Source organism: Pedobacter sp. SYSU D00535, assembly GCF_017355855.1.
GTDB lineage: Bacteria > Bacteroidota > Bacteroidia > Sphingobacteriales > Sphingobacteriaceae > Desertivirga.
Map to the genome: position 1 here is coordinate 299,711 of NZ_JAFEWD010000003.1, position 22,553 is coordinate 322,263.

Annotated in this window: 20 protein-coding genes; 10 read left to right on the top strand and 10 right to left on the bottom strand. The window is 47.1% G+C overall.

Features of this window, described 5'->3' with window-relative positions:
* Genes J4N23_RS09315 through J4N23_RS09330 form a run of 4 tightly spaced genes read right to left on the bottom strand, consistent with a single transcriptional unit; the run spans nt 1 to nt 2,592 of the window.
* Complete coding sequence (locus J4N23_RS09315; protein ID WP_207426693.1) at nt 1–573, bottom strand: GrpB family protein; 573 nt, start codon at nt 571–573, stop codon at nt 1–3.
* Between the two features lies 1 nt (nt 574).
* Nucleotides 575–946, bottom strand: coding sequence for a DUF4406 domain-containing protein (locus tag J4N23_RS09320; protein WP_207426694.1), 372 nt, complete (start codon nt 944–946; stop codon nt 575–577).
* Nucleotides 947–988: 42 nt separating this feature from the next.
* Entirely contained in the window at nt 989–1,681 is a 693-nt protein-coding gene (locus tag J4N23_RS09325; protein WP_207426695.1) for an aspartate/glutamate racemase family protein, read from the bottom strand.
* An 11-nt stretch (nt 1,682–1,692) separates the two neighbouring features.
* Nucleotides 1,693–2,592, bottom strand: a complete 900-nt coding sequence (locus J4N23_RS09330) for a DMT family transporter (protein ID WP_207426696.1) — start codon at nt 2,590–2,592, stop codon at nt 1,693–1,695.
* Nucleotides 2,593–2,685: 93 nt separating this feature from the next.
* Between J4N23_RS09330 and J4N23_RS09335 the strand changes: the two genes are divergently transcribed.
* A complete protein-coding gene (locus J4N23_RS09335; protein ID WP_207426697.1) occupies nt 2,686–4,137 on the top strand; it encodes a PLP-dependent aminotransferase family protein in 1,452 nt (483 codons plus the stop codon).
* Nucleotides 4,138–4,716: 579 nt separating this feature from the next.
* On the opposite strand, the gene J4N23_RS09340 is transcribed toward J4N23_RS09335, so the two are convergent.
* Nucleotides 4,717–5,121: an endonuclease domain-containing protein gene (locus J4N23_RS09340; protein ID WP_207426698.1), complete on the bottom strand. Its 405-nt coding sequence runs from the start codon at nt 5,119–5,121 to the stop codon at nt 4,717–4,719.
* A 757-nt stretch (nt 5,122–5,878) separates the two neighbouring features.
* Here J4N23_RS09340 and J4N23_RS09345 point away from each other — a divergent pair.
* Nucleotides 5,879–7,291 (top strand): glycoside hydrolase family 28 protein, encoded by a 1,413-nt coding sequence (locus J4N23_RS09345; RefSeq protein WP_207426699.1) that lies wholly within the window; start codon nt 5,879–5,881, stop codon nt 7,289–7,291.
* Nucleotides 7,292–7,314: 23 nt separating this feature from the next.
* Nucleotides 7,315–7,896 (top strand): YdeI family protein, encoded by a 582-nt coding sequence (locus tag J4N23_RS09350; RefSeq protein WP_207426700.1) that lies wholly within the window; start codon nt 7,315–7,317, stop codon nt 7,894–7,896.
* Between the two features lie 28 nt (nt 7,897–7,924).
* Here J4N23_RS09350 and J4N23_RS09355 read toward each other — a convergent pair whose 3' ends face one another.
* A complete protein-coding gene (locus tag J4N23_RS09355) occupies nt 7,925–8,245 on the bottom strand; it encodes a hypothetical protein (RefSeq protein WP_207426701.1) in 321 nt (106 codons plus the stop codon).
* A gap of 287 nt (nt 8,246–8,532) precedes the next feature.
* On the opposite strand from J4N23_RS09355, the gene J4N23_RS09360 reads away from it, so the two are divergent.
* Both J4N23_RS09360 and J4N23_RS09365 read left to right on the top strand, forming a co-directional pair.
* On the top strand, nt 8,533–9,183 hold the full coding sequence (locus J4N23_RS09360; RefSeq protein ID WP_207426702.1) for a hypothetical protein: 651 nt from the start codon (nt 8,533–8,535) through the stop codon (nt 9,181–9,183).
* Between the two features lie 173 nt (nt 9,184–9,356).
* Nucleotides 9,357–9,629 carry a hypothetical protein gene (locus J4N23_RS09365; protein ID WP_207426703.1) on the top strand — a complete coding sequence of 91 codons (273 nt, stop codon included), beginning with the start codon at nt 9,357–9,359 and terminating at the stop codon, nt 9,627–9,629.
* A 153-nt stretch (nt 9,630–9,782) separates the two neighbouring features.
* On the opposite strand, the gene J4N23_RS09370 is transcribed toward J4N23_RS09365, so the two are convergent.
* The 4 genes from J4N23_RS09370 to J4N23_RS09385 all read right to left on the bottom strand — a co-directional run bounded on the left by J4N23_RS09370 (nt 9,783) and on the right by J4N23_RS09385 (nt 14,168).
* Nucleotides 9,783–10,187, bottom strand: a complete 405-nt coding sequence (locus J4N23_RS09370) for a GreA/GreB family elongation factor (RefSeq protein ID WP_207426704.1) — start codon at nt 10,185–10,187, stop codon at nt 9,783–9,785.
* Nucleotides 10,188–10,279: 92 nt separating this feature from the next.
* Nucleotides 10,280–10,675 (bottom strand): GreA/GreB family elongation factor, encoded by a 396-nt coding sequence (locus J4N23_RS09375; RefSeq protein WP_207426705.1) that lies wholly within the window; start codon nt 10,673–10,675, stop codon nt 10,280–10,282.
* Between the two features lie 31 nt (nt 10,676–10,706).
* A complete protein-coding gene (locus J4N23_RS09380; RefSeq protein ID WP_207426706.1) occupies nt 10,707–12,131 on the bottom strand; it encodes a hypothetical protein in 1,425 nt (474 codons plus the stop codon).
* 609 nt (nt 12,132–12,740) lie between these two features.
* On the bottom strand, nt 12,741–14,168 hold the full coding sequence (locus tag J4N23_RS09385; protein ID WP_207426707.1) for an MATE family efflux transporter: 1,428 nt from the start codon (nt 14,166–14,168) through the stop codon (nt 12,741–12,743).
* A gap of 300 nt (nt 14,169–14,468) precedes the next feature.
* On the opposite strand from J4N23_RS09385, the gene J4N23_RS09390 reads away from it, so the two are divergent.
* The 5 genes from J4N23_RS09390 (at nt 14,469) to J4N23_RS09410 (ending at nt 22,310) form a co-directional block, all read left to right on the top strand.
* On the top strand, nt 14,469–14,819 hold the full coding sequence (locus J4N23_RS09390; protein WP_207426708.1) for a hypothetical protein: 351 nt from the start codon (nt 14,469–14,471) through the stop codon (nt 14,817–14,819).
* 122 nt (nt 14,820–14,941) lie between these two features.
* On the top strand, nt 14,942–15,244 hold the full coding sequence (locus tag J4N23_RS09395; RefSeq protein WP_207426709.1) for a hypothetical protein: 303 nt from the start codon (nt 14,942–14,944) through the stop codon (nt 15,242–15,244).
* Between the two features lie 639 nt (nt 15,245–15,883).
* Entirely contained in the window at nt 15,884–19,165 is a 3,282-nt protein-coding gene (locus J4N23_RS09400; protein ID WP_242689169.1) for a SusC/RagA family TonB-linked outer membrane protein, read from the top strand.
* Between the two features lie 4 nt (nt 19,166–19,169).
* A complete protein-coding gene (locus J4N23_RS09405) occupies nt 19,170–20,738 on the top strand; it encodes a SusD/RagB family nutrient-binding outer membrane lipoprotein (RefSeq protein ID WP_207426710.1) in 1,569 nt (522 codons plus the stop codon).
* A 24-nt stretch (nt 20,739–20,762) separates the two neighbouring features.
* Complete coding sequence (locus tag J4N23_RS09410; RefSeq protein WP_207426711.1) at nt 20,763–22,310, top strand: DUF5689 domain-containing protein; 1,548 nt, start codon at nt 20,763–20,765, stop codon at nt 22,308–22,310.
* Nucleotides 22,311–22,553: the final 243 nt, after the last annotated feature.

A 22,553-nucleotide genomic window follows, 5' to 3' on the forward strand; every position in this document is an offset into this window, starting at 1 on the left:
TCAACTGATGATATCTAATTTTTCCGGCTGCCAGTTCTCTCCCGCAGCCCAGATTTCTGCCCCTGCCATCAGGACGTCGAAGACAGGGTCTTTGATATGGTAGTAGGCGGTCATGTCCTGCGGAAAGTACCTCCCTAAATTCACTTTTACCGCTTCGTAGGCTTTAGCCGCTGCGGTATTACTTCGGAGATAGTCGCGGCAGAGCAGGGCATAGCGGTGATTAAAAGTACCGACCTTTCGGACGTGAAGGTTCACAGCTCGATCATCCTTTTGAAAGAACCACTTGTAAAGATCAGCTTCCGGAAGGTGCTCCATTCCAGGCGGACGATGGTCGCTCTTGATATGCTCCAGTTGCCGGTATCCGAGGGTGCTGAGCTGCTCCACTAGGACAAGCTCAAAATCGTTTACCGAGATCTGGATGTCAATAACATCTTTTGCAGCAAGGCCGGGCACGCTCGTCGAGCCGATGTGGTGGACGCCCTCTATGAGGTTGCCGAGGGTAGCTGTCAGTTCCCGGCCCAGCTGTTCAAACTCCTGCCGCCATGTTGCTTTATGTGGGATTATCTGAATCATGTCAACTCAAGGTAGGTATTTCGTCTTTGCTCATAAAGATACGTTTCCCTTTCTCCCTACCGGTCTTGACCATTTCATCTGCACCCGAGGAAGGGCCTCCTATCCGAAGCACCGCGTCGCAATGATCGATCAGCTGGATGGCAACCGGGTGGAAGATTCGGTTGAAGATCTCATCTCCCGTTTCTTTAGAACCCGCTGCCTCAATTAAAGGCAAAGCAAACCATTCTCCTAATACGGGAAGGTGTCCCATTGTATAAAGTTCTAATGCGGTGTCGGTCATGGCCTTCACATTGGCTTCTATCAAATGAGGATCGTCATTTGTGCCCGAACGATACGGTCCGGCCACGAGTATCATTAGAGATGTTTTAGGCATAGTCATATTGAAGTGATTAAGGAAATTAACAATTACATAGGATCAATTCAATGCAAACTCAACTGCGGCTTGCGAGTGAAGGAACGTTGTATCGAATGTTGGAAGGGCCACATCTTCAGGTTGGATAAGAATCGGAATTTCTGTACAACCCAGAATTACCCCTTCGGCGCCGGCAGCTTGCAGCTTTTCAATGATCCGCAGGAATTCTTTTTTAGTCTCGGGAAGGAACTCGCCCTTACAAAACTCGTTCTTGATTGCATTGTCCAGATATTGGCGGTCTGCTGCTTCCGGGACCATTGTCTCGACTCCGAATTTCTCTGCCAAACGCTGCTTGAAGAAATCACGTTCCATGGTAAGGCGGGTTCCGAGTAGTCCCACTTTTTTTAAGCCATGCCTTTGAATTGCCTCCCCACAGGGATCCACAATATGAATAAAAGGCACCTGTACTTGCTCCTCCAACTCCTCCGCCACGAGGTGAACGGTATTGCAGCAGATCATCAGGAAATCAGCCCCGGCGGTGCTCAACTTCTCAGCGATATTGTTTGTGCGTTCCGATATGATATCCCACCGGCCTTCTGCGCCTAATTGCAGAAAAGGTTCATAGTCTACGCTGTACATGATAATTTCAGCAGCATGCGCTTTCCCAAGTCGCTTGTTTACCAACTGGTTGATGTGTTTGTAATAGATGGCAGAGCTTTCCCATGACATCCCTGCAATTAGTCCGATTTTTTTCATTGCATTTTTTGTTATGATTTATGTTGAAGGCGATAGCCGCTGTTCACGAGGTATACTCCGCATACAATTACTAAGGCAGCCAAAACAGTGTACCTATTGATTTGCTCGTTCAGCAGCAGAAAGCCGAGGATCACTGCCACCAGCGGATTTATATACGCGTAGGCGGTAACAAGTGCGACAGGCAGCTTGGATAAAGCATATAAATAAGCAGCAAAGGCAGCTACCGAACCAAACAGCACCAGGTAGATCCAGGCAAAAAGCGCCTTCCCGGATAGCATCGGGATAACCGTATCTTTCTCAAATACTGTACTGATCAGCAGGAGAGCGGCACCCCCGATAAACAGCTGAATGGAGGCATTCAGAATAGGATCAGACGCACTCTTGTTTTTCTGTGTATAGATGGTGCCCGCCGCCCAGGATATGCAGGAAGCGATGGTGATGATTATCCCTGCCAGGTATTCCCTGTTTTTTAGCTCCAGGAGGTGATCCCGAAAAATCAGGACGATGCCGGCAAGACCGAGTATAGTTCCGAGTATGATCTGCCAGTTGGGGCGTTCTTTCCGATTGATCATGAGGTTGATCAGGATCACATACAGTGGGATCATCGAGCAAATAAGGGCTGCAATACCGCTGGGAATGTACTGCACTGCCCAAGCTACAATCCCGTTCCCAAACGTGATCATGCAGATGCCGGGAACGATTTGTAGTCGCACAGTGCTCCAGTTCAGGCTCGCTCTTTTGCCCGAAATGATCACGAAAGCGAAGAGTAGGATTCCCGCCATGGACTGCCTCATTCCCATGAACAAAAAGGGAGGGAAGTCTTGCACTCCCACACGTACGGCGAGGTAGGTAGTTCCCCAAACTATACAAATGAACGCCAGTGCCAGGTATGCTTTTAGTTTTACTTCCATGCTCCGTTAGATTATGATAGCTCAAAGGTCAGTCAAAAAGAAAGAGGAAAACAGATTCAGATTTTATAAATTTGAGCATAACAGATTTTTGGTATGAAAGCAGAAGTTGCCCTTGCAGATGAAGATTTTCTATACAACCAGCTGGCGGATAAGCTGGAAAAGAACATTCTGGACGGAGTTTTAAAGACGGGGGAGAAGCTGCTCTCGGTGCGTGCCTTGAGTAAAGAGCAGGGGGTTAGTCTTTCTACTGCTTTCAAGGCCTATACCCAACTGGAGATAAAGGGGCTGGTGGAAGCCCGGCCTAAATCCGGCTATTACGTTTCTAGGCGAACAGCACGCTCCGTTCCTTCTACTACGACGCTGGAGAAGCGAGTTCCCGAAGAAGCCAGTGTGGATGATATCGTAGCGATGGTGTACGGGAATTTAAATGCAGAAGGCCTGATCCGGCTGTCCATCGCTGTCCCTTCTGCAGAACTTCTTCCGGTTAAGAAGTTGAGCAAAACCCTGAGTGAGTCGATCAGGGAAAGTGCCGACGCTTGCACTGGCTATGAAAGCACACAGGGAAATGTAAGCCTTCGGAAACAGGTAGCAAAGTACGCCTTCAACTGGGGTGGGAATGTCACGGAGCAGGACGTTGTGACCACCCAGGGATGTATGGAAGCCCTGGTTTTCTGTCTGAAGGCAGTGGCAGAGCCGGGAGATACCATAGCGATCGATACACCCACTTACTTTGGCATTTTTAATGTAATGAAAAGCCTGGGCTTGAAGGTGCTCGAAATACCTGCACATCCGCAAGACGGGATTAGTCTGGAGTATTTGGAGAGCGCGATGGAACGGGTGCCGATAAAGGCTTGTCTGTTCGTAACCAATTTTACCAATCCATTGGGATGCACCCTGCCGGATGAGAAGAAAAAGCAGTTGGTGGAACTGCTGGCCGCAAAAGAGATTCCGCTGATCGAAGATGATATTTACGGGGAATTGTATTTCGGAAATGTGAGACCCCGGACCTGCAAGAGTTTCGATAAAAAAGGTCTGGTGCTTCTTTGCTCTTCCGTCTCGAAGTCGCTGGCTCCGGGGTACCGGGTAGGTTGGTGTATTCCGGGTAAGTTTAAGGACAAGGTGATGCATATTAAGCTGATGCATACCGTCTCTTCCGCTACACCTAACCAGGCTGCGGTGGGACGCTTTTTTGAAACAGGCCGCTACGACCTGCACATGCGTAACCTGCGAAAGACGCTGCATACGCAAAGCTTGCTGTATACCCGAGCAATTTCAGAGTATTTCCCCGAGTCGACGAAGGTAAGTCAGCCGAAGGGAGGGTACGTACTCTGGCTGGAGCTGGATCCTAAAATTGATGCTTTTGAACTGTTCAAACTCGGCTTGAAATATAATATCAGTATTTCTCCCGGCCATATTTTTAGTACCGATGCCCGCTTTACCAATTGCATTCGCATTTGCTTCGGCACACCGCTAAATAAGGAAATTGAATTTGCATTAAAGACGCTGGGTGCTTTAGCAGGGGATATAATCAGGAAGGCTGGGTGATAGTTTCGGCGACTTGGGGAGGAATACCACCTCCGGCTTCGCCACCTTCCCGAAATTTGATTCGGGACAGGCTCGCCAGCGGAGGACAGCAGGGCTCTCCTTTAGTGCTAGCTTAGAATGTTTTTTTCAATGGGAATGAAGCAAAAACGCACATTTCAACTTTGATTACTGTGCTACCTCTACTTCGGGTTAAAATCTCCACATCCGGCTTCGCCACCTCCGCCAGCGGAGGACAGCCGTGCTCGCCTTTGGTGTTAGCTTAGGATGTCTGTTTTTCAATGATGAAGCAAAAACGCAACTAGCTGCGTATACTTCGGAGTAAACCACCACCTCCGGCTTCGCCACCTCCGCCAGCGGAGGACAGTACTACTCGCCTTTAGTGCCAATGGAAGGTTTATGTTTTTCAATGTATTGAAGCAACAGGCAGGTTCTTGATAAAGACTACATGTGTTATTAAGCTACATGTGCTGTTAGCAACTGTCCTCCGCTGGCGAGCCAGTCCCGCTTCATCGGGAAGGTGCCGCAGGCGGAGGTGGTGCAACTTCACTCCCATTTTTAAAGCCAAAACGGAGGGAATGACTACAAGTCCTGGTCCTTATTCCTCAGCTCCGCTACCTTATCTTCTATTGCCCAAATGACTTTATTAATATCTTGAAGTACTTCTTCGTCAGAAAAGCGAAGCACCGTGAATCCTGCAGCCTCGAGATTTTTCTGCCGTTCCTCGTCCTTGTCGGCGACTTCTTGCAAGGTATGTGTCCACCCATCTACCTCGATGATCAATTCAAGTTCCTGGCACATAAAGTCGGCGATATAGTTCAAAACTGGTCTTTGTCTTCTGAATTGTACTCCGTTGAGCTTTCTGCCTTTCAACGCATATTTCCACAAGCAGGCCTCGGCTTTAGTCATTTCTCTTCTAAGGCGATAGGCGAAAGGCTGGAGGTTGGAATTGTAGTAATTGAATTGGTCTGGTTGCTGCGGTTTCATGTTTAGGTACAAACTCTAAGATAAGTTTTTGTTATTGAATTTTGGATGCTATCACCACCTCCGGCTTGGCCACCTTCGCGAAATTTTATTCGGGACAGGCTCGCCAGTGGAGTACAGCGGTGCTCGGCTGCAGCACTAATGAGGGCAGACCTTTTTCACAATATGGGAGCAAAGGGAAATTGTAGATAGAAATGACTCTACTTATTAAACTACAACAGCTGTTAACAACTGTCCTCCGCTGGCGGAGGTGCCGCCAGGCGGAGGTGGTAAAACATGCTGATTCGGACAGAGGTGGTAAAGCTTCAAATTATTTGGAAATAGGTTTTACGGTCTGTCGATTGTTTGGAAGAGGGGAGTTTTTAGTAAATGTAGGATCGTTTTTTAATTAAATACCACCTCCGGCTTCGCCACCTTCCCGAAATTTGATTCGGGACAGGCTCGCCAGCGGAGGACAGCGGTGCTCGGCTTCAGTGCTATTGAGGGCATACGTTTTTCAATGTATTGAAGCAACAGGCAGGTTCTTGATAAAGACTACTTTGGTTATTAACCTACATGTGCTGTTAACAACTGTCCTCCGCTGGCGGAGGTGGAATATTTCCAGATTTCCGTCTTGACTGTCACGGAGGTGCCGCAGGCGGAGGTGGTTCAACTTCACCTTCACCCCATCCTTGCAATTCACCATCACATTGTCTAAGTTTAGACGGGGCAATTGCCTATCCATTAAAACCGATGTACTAACAAACCATCATCCTCAAGAATGAAAGATACTAATAATACACGTCGCTTATTTTTGAAAACATCGGCTCTTGCCGGAGCTGGAGTTCTTGCATCGAGACTTGGCTTTGCGGAATCCTATCCCACAGAAAAAAGTACTATTTCACCGGCACCAGATACCCAAAAGCCGAAACTAGTCCTCAACGTGAGAGATTTCGGTGCGGCCGGCGATGGGCAGACGAAAGACACGCTGGCGATCCAGCAAGCGATCGATCGCTGCGGAGTATTGGGAGGAGGGGAGGTGCTTTTTCCGAAAGGAACCTATCTGACAGGGGCAATACAGCTGCGTTCCAATACCACCCTTCGTTTGGAGAAAGATGCGGAGATACTTGGAACACCCGATTTTGCTGATTACCCCGTAAGTCAGGTACGCTGGGAGGGTAAATGGATCAAAGGACACGTAAGTCTGATCTATGCTTTTGATGCTGACCATATCGGGATCGTCGGACCGGGGAAAATTACCGGCAACCGGGCACTGGGCGGGAGGCCGAATGCGCAGAACCCCTTGCGTCACCCGGCCTTGATTGAGCCGATCAACTGTAACCACATCCGGATGGAAGATTTTTCTACCAGCTATTATTTGATGTGGTCCATCCATCCCACCTTATGTAATCACATTTCCATCAAAAATCTCTACATCCGGAGTACGGGTGGTAATGGAGATGGTATTGATATCGACTCCTGCAAGCACGTGCGGATTGATGGCTGTGATATTGAAACGGGCGACGATTGTATCTCCCTGAAGTCGGGTCGGGGGATGGAAGGCTATTCCTTGCTAAGAACCACCGAAGATGTCCATATCAGCAACTGCACTTTTGCCGACACTATCTTCGCCTGCATTGGCATCGGAAGTGAGACTTCAGGTGGGATCCGAAACTTGCTCATAGAGAATTGCAAGTTCACGAAAGCCAAGACCCACGCGATTTATATCAAGAGCCGACCGGGGAGAGGCGCCTTTATAGAAAACATCGTTTGCCGGAATCTGGAAGTTTCAGGCATGGAAGGCGGCTTCCTTCGTTTCAATATCCTGGGAAGTGGTCTGCAGGATCAGGTGCCGGTGCCGGGTCATGAGGGGATTCCTACTATCAAAGATTTTCATTTTTCAAATGTGCGTGTGACGGATGTTCCTGTGCTGGTAGATGGTACTTCCATTCATCCGGACAAGCCCTTGGAGGGATTTTCGTTAAAGAACATAAGCGGCACCTGTCGCAAAGGGATTTCACTGGCAAACATCAGGAAGGCGGAAATCAGGGACATAACGGTCACCGGCTATTCTGGTCCTTTGCTAAGCGTTTATAACGTAAGCGGAAAAGGTATTAAAGAGGCCGCGGCACTGGAGCCGACCAAAGTTCTTCCTCCAATTCCGGCTCCGGCAGCATCCTATCAGCTGAAGTAGCAGGTGATTTTTAGAGAACAGACATGGAAAAAAAAGAAATAGAAAGCTTCTGTCCCGCCAATCGCCAGGAGTGGCGGGAGTGGTTGGAAGAAAACCATCGTTCCAAACCCTCTGTCTGGTTGGTTTATTATAAACCGAAGGCCAGCAAAAGCACGCTTAGTTATGGAGAAGCGGTAGACGAAGCCCTGTGTTTCGGCTGGATCGACAGCACGCTGAGGGCGCTGGACGAAGAGCGGCTGATGCAGTTCTTTTGCAAAAGGAAGCCTCAAAGCGTATGGTCGAAGATCAACAAGGAAAAAGTGGAGCGCCTAATCAGAGAGGGCTTGATGACCGAAGCTGGTTTTGCCAGTATTGAGATAGCTAAACAAAATGGCTTTTGGTCTATTCTGGATGAGGTGGAAGAACTTAACATTCCGGCAGATTTGGATGCAGCGTTCCAAAATTTTCCAGGTTCGAGGGATTATTTTATGAGTTTAAGCAAGTCTGCGAAGAAGCAAATTTTAACATGGCTGGTGCTGGCAAAGCAGGCAGATACCCGGCAGAAACGCATTGCAGAGATAGCAGAACTTGCAGGCCAGCAGCTGAAACCGAAGCAATTCCGATAGAGCAGGTGTAGCCCAAAGTGTAGCGCTTTTACATAGCGTCCAGCTGGTCCTTATCATAGCCGCCCATACAATCCAGGCAGGCATTGGCGAAGGCATCGTACTCGTCGTAGGCCGCAGCAGGCTTGCCGAACAAAGTAATAATCCGGTCGATTCTGATACTACCAGACGGTTCTAAGTGGATAAAGACTCCTTTTCCGCGCTGATCTTGCATCTCACGTATTCCCCCTGAAAGCTCAGCAACTGTCTGGTCAGCCGCGAAGTAAAAGATTTTGCCGCTGCTCTTCTTGTTGATTGCTTCTTCGATCTGCTCCCTGTAATCCCAGGCGACGGGTGTATAAGATATTTCCATGTCGTTTTTTAGTCCCACCCCCTGAAGGCGCTACCATATTAACAATCCTAGTCCATAAAAGTGCTAAAGTTTATGGAAAAATGAAGGACAGCGTTTCCTTTGAAGTAGAGACTTGCACCTTCCGGATCCTTGAAGCATCAACAGAGAGGCAGCTCCATTCTAAGTTCTAACGTGCCTTCGAAATCGCCTGCTTACGAATTGTCCGTCTCTAAAAGGCCCACACGCAATCCGGTAAATGATAAACTCTTCCTCTTGTTGCGGTTTTGTGAAAGATATAAATTTGCGGGATGAAGAAACCTTTACTTTATCACGTACTTATTGCACCTTTTCTATTTATCTTATTTTCGGCTTTATCTTCCACGGCCCAGACTCAAGACTCCCTTCTCAAAGCTCATCAATTTAAAGCGGGGCTGAAGCTCCTGGGAGCCGGCGCCAGCTATGAGCGAAAGTTGTCGGCTTCGGCGACCGTTTATATCGAAAGCTCGGTCAATTATATGGCGGGAAGCGCCTTGTACATGCGTTATAGCTACGTGGATCCCGCCAAGTCATCTTATGATTTTTACGACGGAAGCGGCTATGTTAAAACGGCTTTCGAAAATAAGAATACTTACTCCTGGGTTCCAGCTATCTCTTCTGAGCTGAGGCATTATTACAACATCAAAAAGAGAACGGCCCGAAAGAAGAATGTTTCCAATAACTCCTTTGATTTCGTGGGATTAGGAGCTAGCTATATGTTTGATGCTAAGACGAACGTGGAAGGACTAAAACATAATTCTTTTTTTGCTGGCTACGGAACCTGGGGTATCCAGAAGTCGGTGTGGGATGTATTCAGTTTTGAATTCAATCTTGGCCCGGGAATACGTTACACGCCAGCTCTTGACAAAAGTGCGGAATTTTATATCAATGCCAATTTGAAGTTTGATCTCGTAATTAAATAGGACAGCAATGACCTTTTTATTTTCGCAGACAGGACACTTTTGCATTCAGAACTCTAGGGCAGGGCAAGCATTAGCGTTGCTGGCTATGAATACTCCCGGCTAGCCAGTTCGACTTGGAACGGGTGTCCTCTGGCACCTTCTTTGTACTTCTCTGACAACTTAATTTTACGATTATGGGTTTGTTTCGTTTACTTAATAGTGCTGCCAGAGCCCTGGGCCTCCGCAGCTTTTCAAAAGAAAGCCCTGATGCAACTACAGCTAATCGTGGTGTTGATTCGGAAACTTCCGCATTAACAGAACAGGCGCAGGTAACTATGTCGGAAACAGGCAGTTCATCGACGGACAGCTCGCCAACTGCCGGAAAGGTCGTTACTGCCGACGACTTTCCTCAAAAAATTGTTGCTTATTCTTCCTATACAGGCCCGGTCTACGGTTCAATGTGGTAGAAGGAGGGAAAACACCTCCGGAACAGGGAAGTACAAGGAAAAGGCCGACAGCAGGAGATGGTGTCGGCTTTTTTACTTCAATTGTGTGTGTTTAGCTGGTCTGGTTACTGTACATCCACAGTATCGCTTAGTAATTTTTTCAACTCTCGTGATTTAGTGGTTAGACGTTTCAGTGTTCAACTGGGTTACCGACATTACCTGTAAGCGGTTCAGCCCATCGCCTAATTCCCACTCCACAATACTCCCGGTAGCGTATCCTAACAAAGCAATAGCCAGGGAGTCGTAAACCGAAATCCGGTGATCTTTTCTGTGCATCTCCTGCTGACTTACAATGTGTACAGTAAACGTCTGTCCTTTGGTCATATTCCAGATAAGTACTTTAGAGTTAGTAGCCACTACGTTCAGTGGTAAATTGTCTCTTGCTACCACTTTCGCCTCACTCAGCTCGACCATCAGTTTCTCCTGATTATGGGCACCAAGGGCATTATTGCTGGTTGAACAATAGTTTGTTAAAGCTTCAAAGTCGCTCTCACAAAGTATCAGGTGGTTCTTCTTCATTACAAAAGATTAAGTGTTTAAAACTTGCCTTCCGGCCTCTCCATACCAAAAGCTTACCCTCCGCAACGAGAGGTTGATTGAGCGGAGCAGATTTATAAGCTCCGCTCGAATAGTTTCTGATCCACTTTTAGGATTTCAAATGTCTGGAGGCCGTTGGGCATTTCCCACTGTACTCTCGCTCCAACCTTATTACCTAACAGGGCGATCCCGATGGGAGCGAATACCGAGATTTTGTTCTTTTTCATATTTGCCTCGGCGGGCATCACCAGCTGAAAGCGGAACTTCTGTTTCCCTTCTACCGCCATGATTTCCACTTCCGAGTCGATGCAAACGACGTCGGGGGGAAGTACGCCATCTTTCACAATTTGGGCGTTCTCTAGTTCAGACGCTAACTTATTCTTGTTAAAATCCGATAGCTGACTTTTTGCTAAGTGGGTCTTCAGGATTTCCTCATCCTTTTTTAGAATTACTATTTGCGTAGTTTCCATTTAATTTTTTTTAGAATGATATCGGTAGTTATTAATTGTTCATTATAGGTGGAAAGCTGTCTTTCATCCGGGCCGATATGAATACCGGCGCCGCAGTGAAAGGGCTCTCCGTTTTTAGAAAATATGGTGGTGGCACATTATCATTTTTCGACTGACTCGCCCGCAGCGTCTTCGAAAGAGCCGTCAATCCCGCCACTATGTTTCTATGATAATTAGCTACGTGCATGCTCCTGGCATAAGGGTCTTCCGAAAACCAGGAGTGAGCCGTTCGGGAGGCATAAGCCATCGGGAGCGTAGAGATGCAGGCAGAAGCGCCAAGTGAGAGGGCTTTTAACACATCCAATTCCGTTACTACCATCCCTGAAAAAAGCAGTGCACTCGGCACCCGGAACTTTTCAAATAACTTTTGGCTGAACGAAAGAAGTTCAAGCGCTGTCTTTTGGACCGTCGCGCCATTTTTTGAAAAGCTGGTGCTGCAAAGTTCTTCGTCGATGGTGATAAAATCCGGATACAAGCCCGTTTGCCGCATACCAAGCGTTAAGGAGATCAGCGTACTTGTTCCGCGAATAGGTATTCTGATTCCCACGGGCTTTCCTCCCGAGACCTCTCTCAGCTTTGCAATAAATTGAAGGATTTCCTTTATTTCCCTGAGCGATCTTGTCCCATCCTCCCCGTCTTTCCCAATCCGTTGCTTGAATAGCGCTGGAATGTTCAGGGATTTAGCTTTATCCGGGCTGGTGATAAGCAACTCAATCATCTTTACATAGGCCCTTGACGAGTTCCTCCGGAATGCCAGCTCTTCGGGAGAACCTAAAAAGTTCTTCATAGTAACATAATCGAGACTGAACTGCCACAGCAAGTCGCCGCCTCCCCGGATGTGTTCCGGCCGGATGCCGTCTATCCCCGTGGCCAGCCCAAAACCCTCTACATTGGATGCTTCGCTGAGAGAAAAAATAGTGTCCGCAGAAAAACGGCTAAGACTGGAAACACCAGCATTTAAAACACTCATCAGATACGGCTTTTTACATGCTGACGTGCCGATACTCACTTTCAGATTCTGGTCAAACATCAGATGAGTGCCCTTGGTGTCCAGGCCATCCAGCTGTGCTGCAAAGCTGAGCAGATGTTTCTCTACCGCCTGCTTGGCAGATCTTCTTTTGATGAGGATGCGTTCAGCTCTGGTAAGCGCTCGCAACTTGTTCCCGTTGCTGACGATATTTGGGACATAGAACCAGACACGCTCGATTAAGCGGTTTATAAAACGCCGCCCTTTATCTGATCCATCGTTTTTTTGCAACCGGTGGTGAATGAAGAGCTGAAAAGAGGCCAGTAATATGGCCGCAACAGCAGGTAGGGAGTGCGCGGAAAGTAGCGTGCATGCTACCAGTAGACAATTGATCAGAAAAAGGGAAATAAGGCCAAGCCCCAGCCGGGACTGACATCGCAATTTTTTCATGAAACTTTATTAAGACAGTTAAAAACGGGAAGTTTTTCTACTGGCCCCAATGCCGATTGTCGGATTGGGGCTTACTTGATAAAGTCTTTGCTCGCTGTACGAAAAGAATAACCGAAATGGGTGTAAGTCGATACAAGATGGTAATAAACGCTCAACAACGCCCTCATCACAGTTTTAACTGCAATCTCAAGGAGGCGGAGTAAAAATTTAGCATCTTGAAGGAACTTCATAAAAAATAATTAAGACAGTAAAAAATGGATACTTAATCACTGCTCCCCAGCGTCATGAAGACACGCTGGGGCTTAATTAATAAAGTCTTTACTACTTTTTAAGAAAGCGTAGGAGAGATGAGAAATTGAAATAATTGCACGACAACGCCGGGCCTCGATAGAGGTGCTTTGACAGAAGCGATAGGAGTGCAATGGCTGTTTCACAAATACAAATGTCTAACTTTAATTGACTTACGCAAGTGCAAAAGCTTTTCAGTCGTAGTTTGACGAGATTGTTACATGTCGTCAAAGCTTTTCTCCAAGGACGGAAGAAAAAGGCTTTTGTTTGATTGCGTTATTTCAAACATCGCCATACCTCCCAGGCTCTCTATTATCTTTCTCAGACTTTGGCCCTTTTCCAGCTGCCGCGGCTAAAAAGCCATACGGTAAAGATGCCTACGGAAGTCTCCGATACAAAAACTCCCCAGAAAACTCCTGTCTGCTCGAGGTCCAGTTGAATTGCGAGGAAATAGGACAAGGGAATCTGTATCAGCCAGAAAAAAACAAGGTTGATCAGGGTTGGAGTCCTGGTATCTCCTGAACCGTTAAAAGCCGAGGTAGAGACCATCCACCAGCCGTATACAAAGTAGGAGAAGGAAAGGATGCGCAGCCACTCGGCACCTACAGCTATCACCCTTTCATCCTGTGTAAAAATTTGCATGAGTGCGCGGTTGAAGAAGAAATAGACGATAGAGACGCAGACCAGGAAGATCATGTTGTAAAAGCCGGTCTTCCAAACCGCAGACTCGGCCCGGTCCGGGTTGCCGGCGCCCAGGTTCTGGCCTACCAGTGTTGCTGCCGCGTTAGACATTCCCCAGGCAGGCATCATCGTAAACATCATGATACGCATAGCGATGGTAGATCCGGCGACAGCCTCGCTACCTACTTCTGCCAGGATGCGCATTAAAAAGATCCAGGAAGTCATGGCAATTACCATTTGCCCGATGCCTCCCAAGGACGTCCGGAAGATGCCGGCCATGATCTTGAAGTGCCAGCGTACCTGAGACAGCTTGATCCCGATATGTTTTCCTCCCTTAAAAAGGAGCCACAGCTGAGTGAGCACACCTATTCCCCGGCCTAAAGTGGTGGCGATTGCCGCTCCTTCAATACCCAGCGAAGGAAGAGGTCCCCAGCCAAAAATAAGAAGGGGGCAAAGGATGATATTCAATCCGTTGGAGATCCATAAGATCCGCATGGCAATAGCGGCGTCTCCGGCCCCCCGAAAAATAGCGTTGATGACAAACAGGAGAACGATAACCACGTTCCCACCCAGCATCCACCGGGTGTAGCGGTAGCCATGGTCTATAGACCACTGGTCAGCGCCCATTAAGCTAAGAAGCTCTTTCGCGTAGAAAATACCAGCCAGGGCGAAAGGGATAGAAGCGAGCAGGCCGAGAAAGATCGACTGGATGGCCGACACGGCAGCATCTTCCCTGTTTTTTTCACCCACTCTTCGGGCAATGGTGGCAGTAATGGCCATCGATAATCCCATCGCAATAGAGTACAGCAGGAATAAATAGGTTTCCGTCAGTCCTACCGTTGCCACCGCAGAAGCGCCGAGCCGGCTCACAAAATAGATATCTACCACGGCAAAGGTAGATTCCATTACCAGCTCCAGTATCATAGGTACTGCCAGTAGAAAGATGGCTTTTTTCAGGCGGATTTGCGTATAGTCGGCTTCTGTGCCCATAATGACATCCTTCAGCTCCTTCCAGATGGAGGTGCGGGGAGCTACGGCCAGGTCTTGAGGTATTTGTGCTTCTTTCATTGGTTTTTCGTTTGAAGGATTAGTTGGCAAATGGTACAAGCTGCCATGCAAAAATACCGATGTCCCCGCAGTAGGAGGGGACGGTTTCCGACAAGTTAACGGGGGATTTGCGTCATTCCCTGCGAATCACGTTTAGACGCGGATCTGCTCGAATAGAAGGGGTATTTTTAGTTCAGTGAATAAAACACGCTGATTATCAATAAATAATGTGTACATTTAAGAAATTCCAAACAGCCCTCCACTTAGGCATTGCCATTTTCTCCGGTAGTATTTAAGCGCCGCTTTAATCGTACAAATAGAATGAAGAAGATCTTTATGTATTACCGGGTGTATCAAAACGGCACTGCCGTATCCCCGATGTCCGCTAACGACTTTAAGAGTAACGTGATTGCGGCCCGCGATGGCAAGCCCTCGTCCTACCACCTTCCCTTCGGGGATTCGATGTTCTATGAATATCCGGGTTTGATTGTGGCGATGGAAATGGCGAAAGCGGGTGCGCTATCGTATATCAATCTACTTCTTAAAGAAGGAGCAAAAGGCTTAGAACGGCTGAAGCAGTACAGAGTGGATAATTATGAGAACCTGAACATCGTATTGGTGGAATCCAATATTCGCAAGCTCGAAACGGCCATGCTGTTGAATAAATCATGAGCAGAGACAAGAAAAAAGCTCCTTTAGCTAGTCTCGCGAAAAAAGGAGAAATCAGCCTATCAGGCAGGAAAGACACTGGTGTCGAAGGACGAATTACAATTTAAACATAAAAAGAAATAAATATGTCGAAACTAACAGTTGAGAATCAGGTAAGAAGCTACATCTTTGAATTGAAAAATTGCGCCAACGAGTATGGCTTCAAGGTGGATGGCTGGGAATTGTGCATGGGAACGGCATCCGAAAAAGAAAAGCTCGAAAAAAAGTATTACCCCACATTCTCCGCACGGCTTATGCCAGAGTTGTTGACGGGCGTTTTCCTGAGTGTGAAGGAAGGCCTTCAATTAACCTCTCCCCAAAATGAAATGGCAGGAGTAAGAGCTGGAACCGACTATCTGATCGCGTACAATCCATCCAGATTAAAATAAAACCTTCTTTTTGCAGTGCCCTGAACTTGACGGTTGTGATTCAACCAGCAAGTCAGCTTAAGTGTCCGACAATTTGCGTTGTCGGACATTTTGTTTTTTAGGTACGGCGGTAAACGCTTTCCGCCTCCCCGCTCAGGGAACGAAGCCCAAGTTCCTGCTTAGCGATAGCGGGGCAGAAAATGACACTCCTTCTTAAAATGTCTATTTGCGGTTTTTTCTCACTCTTTCTACTGAATGTGTTTCTTAACACCACCCTCATTTCTTAATCAACTCTGTTGCAGGTAGATACTTGTTCTAAGTTATCTCAATGTTAGGACTGTGTAGTTTCAATGTTGTCGATCTTTCCTCAAGGGGTCATTTTTTTCTCAAAAATTAATGAAAATTTAAAAAACCGACGCTTTATGGCAATTAAGCTTAATGTTGCTTTAGTCTTCTCCTAACAAATCCCCGATAGTTTCGCAGTCTGATAATGAAGTGGTTCTGCTGGTTCATGAGCATTGGCAAGTGCGATGGCAGCGACCGTTTTCCTGATTAAAATGATAAAAAGCGATTCTTTGATGGGATTAGAAATTATAGTTGATGCTACCCCGGCATCCGCAATCTTAAAAGCTTACACGATAACATACAGATAAAATAGACATGAGTAACAGATTTGGTCATTGGAATAGTTTGGGAGCCCCTGTGGCCTTGACTTCTCAGACTTCGGCCCCGCTGAAAATTGCCTTGATTGCAATGCTGCTTGTTTGCACGGTCAAACTGCCCTTGCTGGCAACTAGCATTAATGGAATTGAAAAACTGGCACCCGTAACCATCACAGGGGTGGTGCTTGATGATAAAGATTCAGAACCGGTTCCCGGAGTGAGCATCGTAGATAAGAACAAAAGAACGCTTGCAGTGACCGGACTGGACGGTTCATTTAGGGTAACTGCGGAAAGTGGAACTCAACTTTCTTTTACTGCCCTAGGTTATACGACCTATCAGTTAACGCTGTCAGAAAACAAAACTGGTCTTCGGATTCGTCTGGTTCCCTCTACTAGTAATCTGAATGAGGTAGTAGTAACTGCGCTGGGTATCAAAAAGGAGGAAAGGACACTTGGTTATGCTGCTACTGTTATAACCGGCGAACAACTCACTGACGCTGTTGCGGGTAACTGGACGGATGCTTTGGCCGGGAAAGTGCCTGGTTTGAATCTCGTAAGGTCAAACAGTGGACCTGCTGGCTCTAATAAGATCATTTTGCGTGGGGAGAACAACCTGACAGGCGACAATGAGGCGCTCTATGTGGTGGACGGTGTGGTGATCAATAACAGTAGTGGTCGGAGAACAGCTAACACGGGAGAATCTGTTTATGGTACTTCAAGTGACAATATGCCTGCGGATTATGGAAGTGGACTTAATGATATTAATCCGGAAGATATTGAATCTGTTTCGGTACTTCCTGGACCCAGCGCTGCTGCTCTTTATGGACAGCGAGGGGCAAACGGAGCCATAGTTATTACTACCAAAGCGGGTAGCAGCAAGCGTAAAGGACTGGGTATTACCTTCAACTCGAACGCTTCTATGGAGAGTGTGAACCGCTGGCCAGACATGCAGTTCGAATATGGGCAGGGCTTAGACGGCGCGGCCTACTACTCCTTTGGAGCGGGTGCAGACGGAGCGAGTACGAGCGGAACAAGTTCGGCCTATGGCCCCCGGTTTGACGGCCAAATGTTTTACCAGTTTGATCCGGTAACTCAGGCCCGTGGGACAGAACGTACTCCCTGGGTAGCCTATCCTAACAAGATTCGTAAGTTCTTTGAAACAGGTCAGACAATCACCAACACTGTAAGTGTAGATGGTGGTACAGACAGAACCACAGCTCGCTTTTCGGCTACGAATGTGAGCAATAAATGGATCACTCCCAATACGGGTTATGGAAGGAATTCAGTTGCCCTGTCGGTCAACTCCAAAGTGAACGACAAACTAACGATCTCTTCAAAGATCAACTATAATAACAGGTCTAGCGATAATCTTCCGGGAGCTGGTTATGGTAATCAGTCCCTGATGTATTGGTTTATCTTCTGGCAACCCAACGCCGATCTTGACTGGCTCAAAAACTATTGGGTAAAGGGGCAGGAAAATCGCAGGATCTTCTATCCGTACAGCTCGTTTCCGGAAAATCCATACGCAGTTTCCTATGAGTTTATCAATAGATCAAACCGTAATACGGTTACCGGGAATATTTCTGCTACTTATAACTTTAGCAAGGAACTTAGCCTTCAGCTGCGTACCTCAATGGATATGGGATACGAACAAAGGGCTCAGGAACGACCGTACGACGCAGGAACCAGGATGCCCAAAGGATCCTACCGCAGTCAGAATATTTTTTCACAGGAGGTTAGTAGTGATTTCCTGATGAAGTACGCAAAAGCCGTTAGCAAGGACTTTGATTTTTCTTTATCTGCAGGTGGTAGCATCCTTCGCAACAACTATAATAGAGACGAGATCAGGGCCGACTCATTAACCTATCCGGGAGTTTACACGATCGCTAACGCAGCCGGCCCCTTGGTAAGCATGCCTGACAGGAGCAAATATAGCATCAACAGTTTTTACGGAATAGCCGGTTTCGACTACCGGAACTTCTTGCACCTGGAACTTACAGGCCGGCAAGACTGGAGCAGTGTACTGGCGACGCCGGAGAGAACTGACAATGTGGGCTTTTTCTATCCCTCTGCAAACATGAGTTTAATTGTTTCTGATCTTTTTAAGCTGCCAAAAGTGATCAGCTTTGCTAAGCTTCGTGCATCCGTTGCACAAGTAGGTAGCGGCGGAACAACGCCTTACAGAACATCTTACAACTATAGTATCGCAGGTGGAGGTTTATATCCTGGTGGATCCCTGTCGAATCCAACGCTGTTGCCTAGCCCTGACTTGAAGCCACTTATGACTACAGCCTACGAGGTAGGAGCGAATGTCAACTTTTTTAGCAACCGGTTGGGATTCGATCTTGCCTTGTATACGGGAAATACAAAAAATCAGATCCTTACCCGCGTAATCGACCGCTCCTCAGGCTTTAGCAATATGCTGATCAACCTCGGGCAGGTGAATAATGAGGGACTGGAGCTGAGTGTGAATGCTAAGCCTATCAAAACAAAGAACTTTAATTGGAGTACGAATTTTATCTTTTCAGCCAACCGGAATACAATCACCGAGCTAGGCGACAGCTCAGTAGTATTACGAACCGGTCCCGTTGGTGGAGGGCAAATTGTTGCTCAGGTAGGGGGTAGTATGGGCGACCTTTACGGTCGTGGTTATGTTCGCTCACCTGATGGTCAGGTGGTGTACGATGAGAACACCGGTTTCGCAAAAATTTCTTCTGACGTGGTTTACCTAGGGAACACTATACCCAAATTCAGAACAAGCTTTAGCAGTAACTTCTCCTACAAGCAGTTCAGATTAAATGTTCTGTTCGATGCGCAGGTAGGAGCCGTAGCTCATTCACTTATGAACTACAAGTTGGTAGAGCAAGGCAAGCTGAAAAGTACGCTACCGGGAAGATACAACGGAATTATCGGTAACGGTGTGATTCAAAACGCCGACGGAACGTACCGGCCTAATGATAAAATCACTTACGATATCGATGAATACTATCGCTCTCATATGGGGATCGACAATGCCGAGGGAAGTACCTTCAGCACAGACTTTATCAAGTTCAGAGAGGCACGCTTTGATTACACGCTTCCAGCAAAAACCATAAAGATGTTAGGATTGCAGCGTGCCACCATTGGCGCCTATGGACGAAACCTTTATATCTGGTCTCCTTGGCCTATGTTCGATCCTGAATTTGGAACCCTTAGCGGAACCGATATCGTTACCGGATTTGAAACAGCGCAGTTCCCGTCTACACGGACCTTCGGTCTTAACTTAACCATTGGAATTTAACATCATGAAAAAGAACTTTTATAAAATCCTCAGTGCCCTGATAGTACTTAGCGTAGTACTTCAGTCATGCAAGGATAATTTTGAAACTATCAACACTGATCCCATCAATACGCCGAACGCACTGCCTCAACAACTCCTGGCTCCGGCCCTGGTTGGAACAGTGACTGCTAACGCGTTGCGGAACCGCAATTTTAACAATGAATTGATGCAGGTTACAGTCAGTCTGAGTGACGGAGACGCTTCCGTCTTTAGATATGAGTTCCGTAACACGATTTCTAACTACTTGTGGGATTCCTGGTACCTACAGCTCACCAACTTTAAAGACTTGTATACACAAGCCAGTAATCCCATCACGCTAAACAGATCTTATCAGGGCATCTCCCTGATCTGCCAGTCGTGGATCTATTCTATGCTAACGGATACCTATGGTGATGTTCCTTACTTTCAATCCAACCTGGCCCGAGATGGAATAATAGAGCCGGCGTTTGACAAACAAAAGGATATCTACCTGGATATTTTCAAAAAGCTGGAGGAAGCCAATACCTTATTAAGTTCTAATACAGCTATTACAGCCAGCAGCGATCCTGTATTCAATGGGAATGTAGGCAGATGGCGCCGGTTCGGAAATTCACTTTACCTGCGGTTATTGCTAAGGGTTTCCGGTAAGTCGGAGGTTTCTTCAGAAGTTATCGCCAAGATTAAAGAGATGGTGAATGAAAAAGCGTCTTCTTATCCAATCATGACCAGCAACGACGACTCAGCAGTGTTACGCTGGACAGGAGTTGGTCCTTATACCTCTCCGTACGTAAATAACGTAAGGGATCAGGATTTTAGAGGTCCGGCTATTGGTGATTTCTTCATTAGGCACCTAAGGGATTGGAACGATCCGCGGATTAACATACCGGTTTATGGTAAAGGAGGAGTAAACAGGCTGGGAATTGCGCAGGGGTCGAATGGTTTTGCAGGAGTAGCCAGTGGATATGTTCCCGGAACAGGCGAGGCGAAACAGTCCTATTTCTATTCGCGCGATCAACAGCAAACCTCACTGCAAAACGATCCAATGACCGGAATCATCATGACGTATTCAGAGCTGCAGTTTATCCTTTCAGAAGCGGCTTTGAAGGGTTGGATTACAGGGTCGGCGAAGACATACTGGGAAACCGGCGTGTTAAACGGAATCACTTTTTGGTTGCCGATGTGGCCAAACCCCACGGCTGCGGGTACACCTCCTGCAACTCCGGCGACCATCGCAAGCCCTGAGTTTCGTGAGTACCTGACTAGTGCAGACTTGGATTGGGATGAATCACTAAGCGAAGAGGAGAAAATGGAAAAGATTCATCTTCAAAAATACTACGCCATGTTCCTCACCGACCTGCAGCAGTGGTTTGAGTACCGTCGCACCGGTCACCCTGTTCTGCCGAAGGGGCCAGGACTAAGGAATGGTGGCGTAATGCCGGCGCGGATGGTATATCCGGTATACGTTCAATCTGCTAATCCAACCAACTACCAATTAGCTGTTGCCGCACAAGGAAGCGATGCAATCTCAACTCCTGTCTGGTGGCAAAAACAATAAGCTTTGAAAACGAAGATGGTAAACATGAAAAAGACACTATTTTATTCTTTAATCTTATTCTCAGCACTTCTTTGGATAGGCTGTGAAGAAGGAGGCAACTACCCGGGAGGTACTGTTAGTCCTTATATATCCCTGTATGATCTGAGAAATCTATACAAGGGATCGGAAGTCGCATTGACAAAAGAGGCGATGTTCGGCTCAAGTAAAATTACAGGTGTAGTGGTATCTGATCACTCTGGGGGGAATCTTCCGGAAGGACTTCTAATCCTGCAGGACAAGCGACGGCTGCAACAGCTGCGCGGCATCTCAATTCCTATTGGCGCTGCCGCAGCGAGCTTTGTACCTGGAGATTCTGTAATTGTAGACGTGGAAGGTGGAACCTTGAAACGGATGAACGGAATCCTGCAAATAACCAATGTAGGTGCAAATGCTGTTACAAAAGTTTCTTCAGGAAATGTAATTCCTCCTAACCGGGTTACAAGCAGCGCCATCCTGTCCGATCCTTCCAGATATGAGAGCACGCTGGTAGCAATCGTTAAAGGAGGTTTTGATCCACTGCCGGCTCCTGGTGAGGTGTTTACAGGTGACAAAATCCTGAACGATGGCTTCGATAATATAACCATGCATACAGAGTCTAAAGCTGCTTTCGCGAACAGCTCGCTACCTGTAAGTGCTAATTTCTACGGCATCATATTCAACTCAGAAGCTGCTGATGGTAAACTGACACCTCGCTTGCAGATCAGACAGTCTACAGACGTACAGGTGTTAAGCTCAACCATCGAAATTACGCCAATCATTATTACAGGCTTCATTAGTGATGTAAAAGGTGGAGATGGTAATTACGAGTACATGCAGTTCATGGCTACCCGCGATATCGACTTTGCTCAAACACCTTTTTCCGTTGTAGTTACAAGCAACGCCGGCGCTTCCAGTCCTGCCGGATTCCCTGTTAACGGCTGGGCAACAGGTGCAGGTGCTGCCGCTAATACTACGGCAAGGACGTTCAAGTTCAACCTGACCTCCGGTACTGCGGCGAAAGGTACTTTCTTCTATGTGGGTGGTTCGGGCAAGATGATAAATGGGGCCAACTCTACAAACATTAGTTCTCTGAATTGGATAAGAGCGTTTAACTATACCACGACAAACGGAGATGGCTTTGGTCTAAAAAACGGGGGCTTGTTCGCTAACAGCGGAAACGCCTCTGGCTTCGCCGTGTTCGAGGGGACTAATGTTACCCGGGATAGTAAGCCTATAGATGTGATCTTTGTTGGGACAGGAGGAAGCTTGTTTACTCCGGGGCCCCCTGCTCAGGGATATAAAATAGCAAATACGGACTTGTATGACGTGATCAATCCTATTACGCTTGAGCCTCAGCCATACTACAGACAAGGATCAAATACGATGAACTTCGCCTATACAACCGCTGATGTGGGATACTTTTACAAGTTGGGAGGAGTTTACAACCCCGCTTTGGGAAGATGGGTAAAAGCTCGTACGCAAACAAGTATCATTCTTACTAAAACTTCTGCTGTTTCTGAAATAGAAGGGGAAGGCGCTACAACCTTGAAGTAGTACCAGCGCACTTTCATTGCAAACCGTCTCAAAAGAAATTTTGAGGCGGTTTGCTGTTTTGTAGCCTTGTCAGTAATAGCTCGTGCTTCAAATTCGGATCTCGAGAGACCTTTTCCGACTCACTTGCCCTCTCATAAGGGCTGTCCGTAAAACGATATTATTTTTCCTAAATCTTTTTAAATATTTCTTCCGTATAAGCTTAACCCTCTCGGGGAAAAACTTAAGTAATTATCACAATTTTTA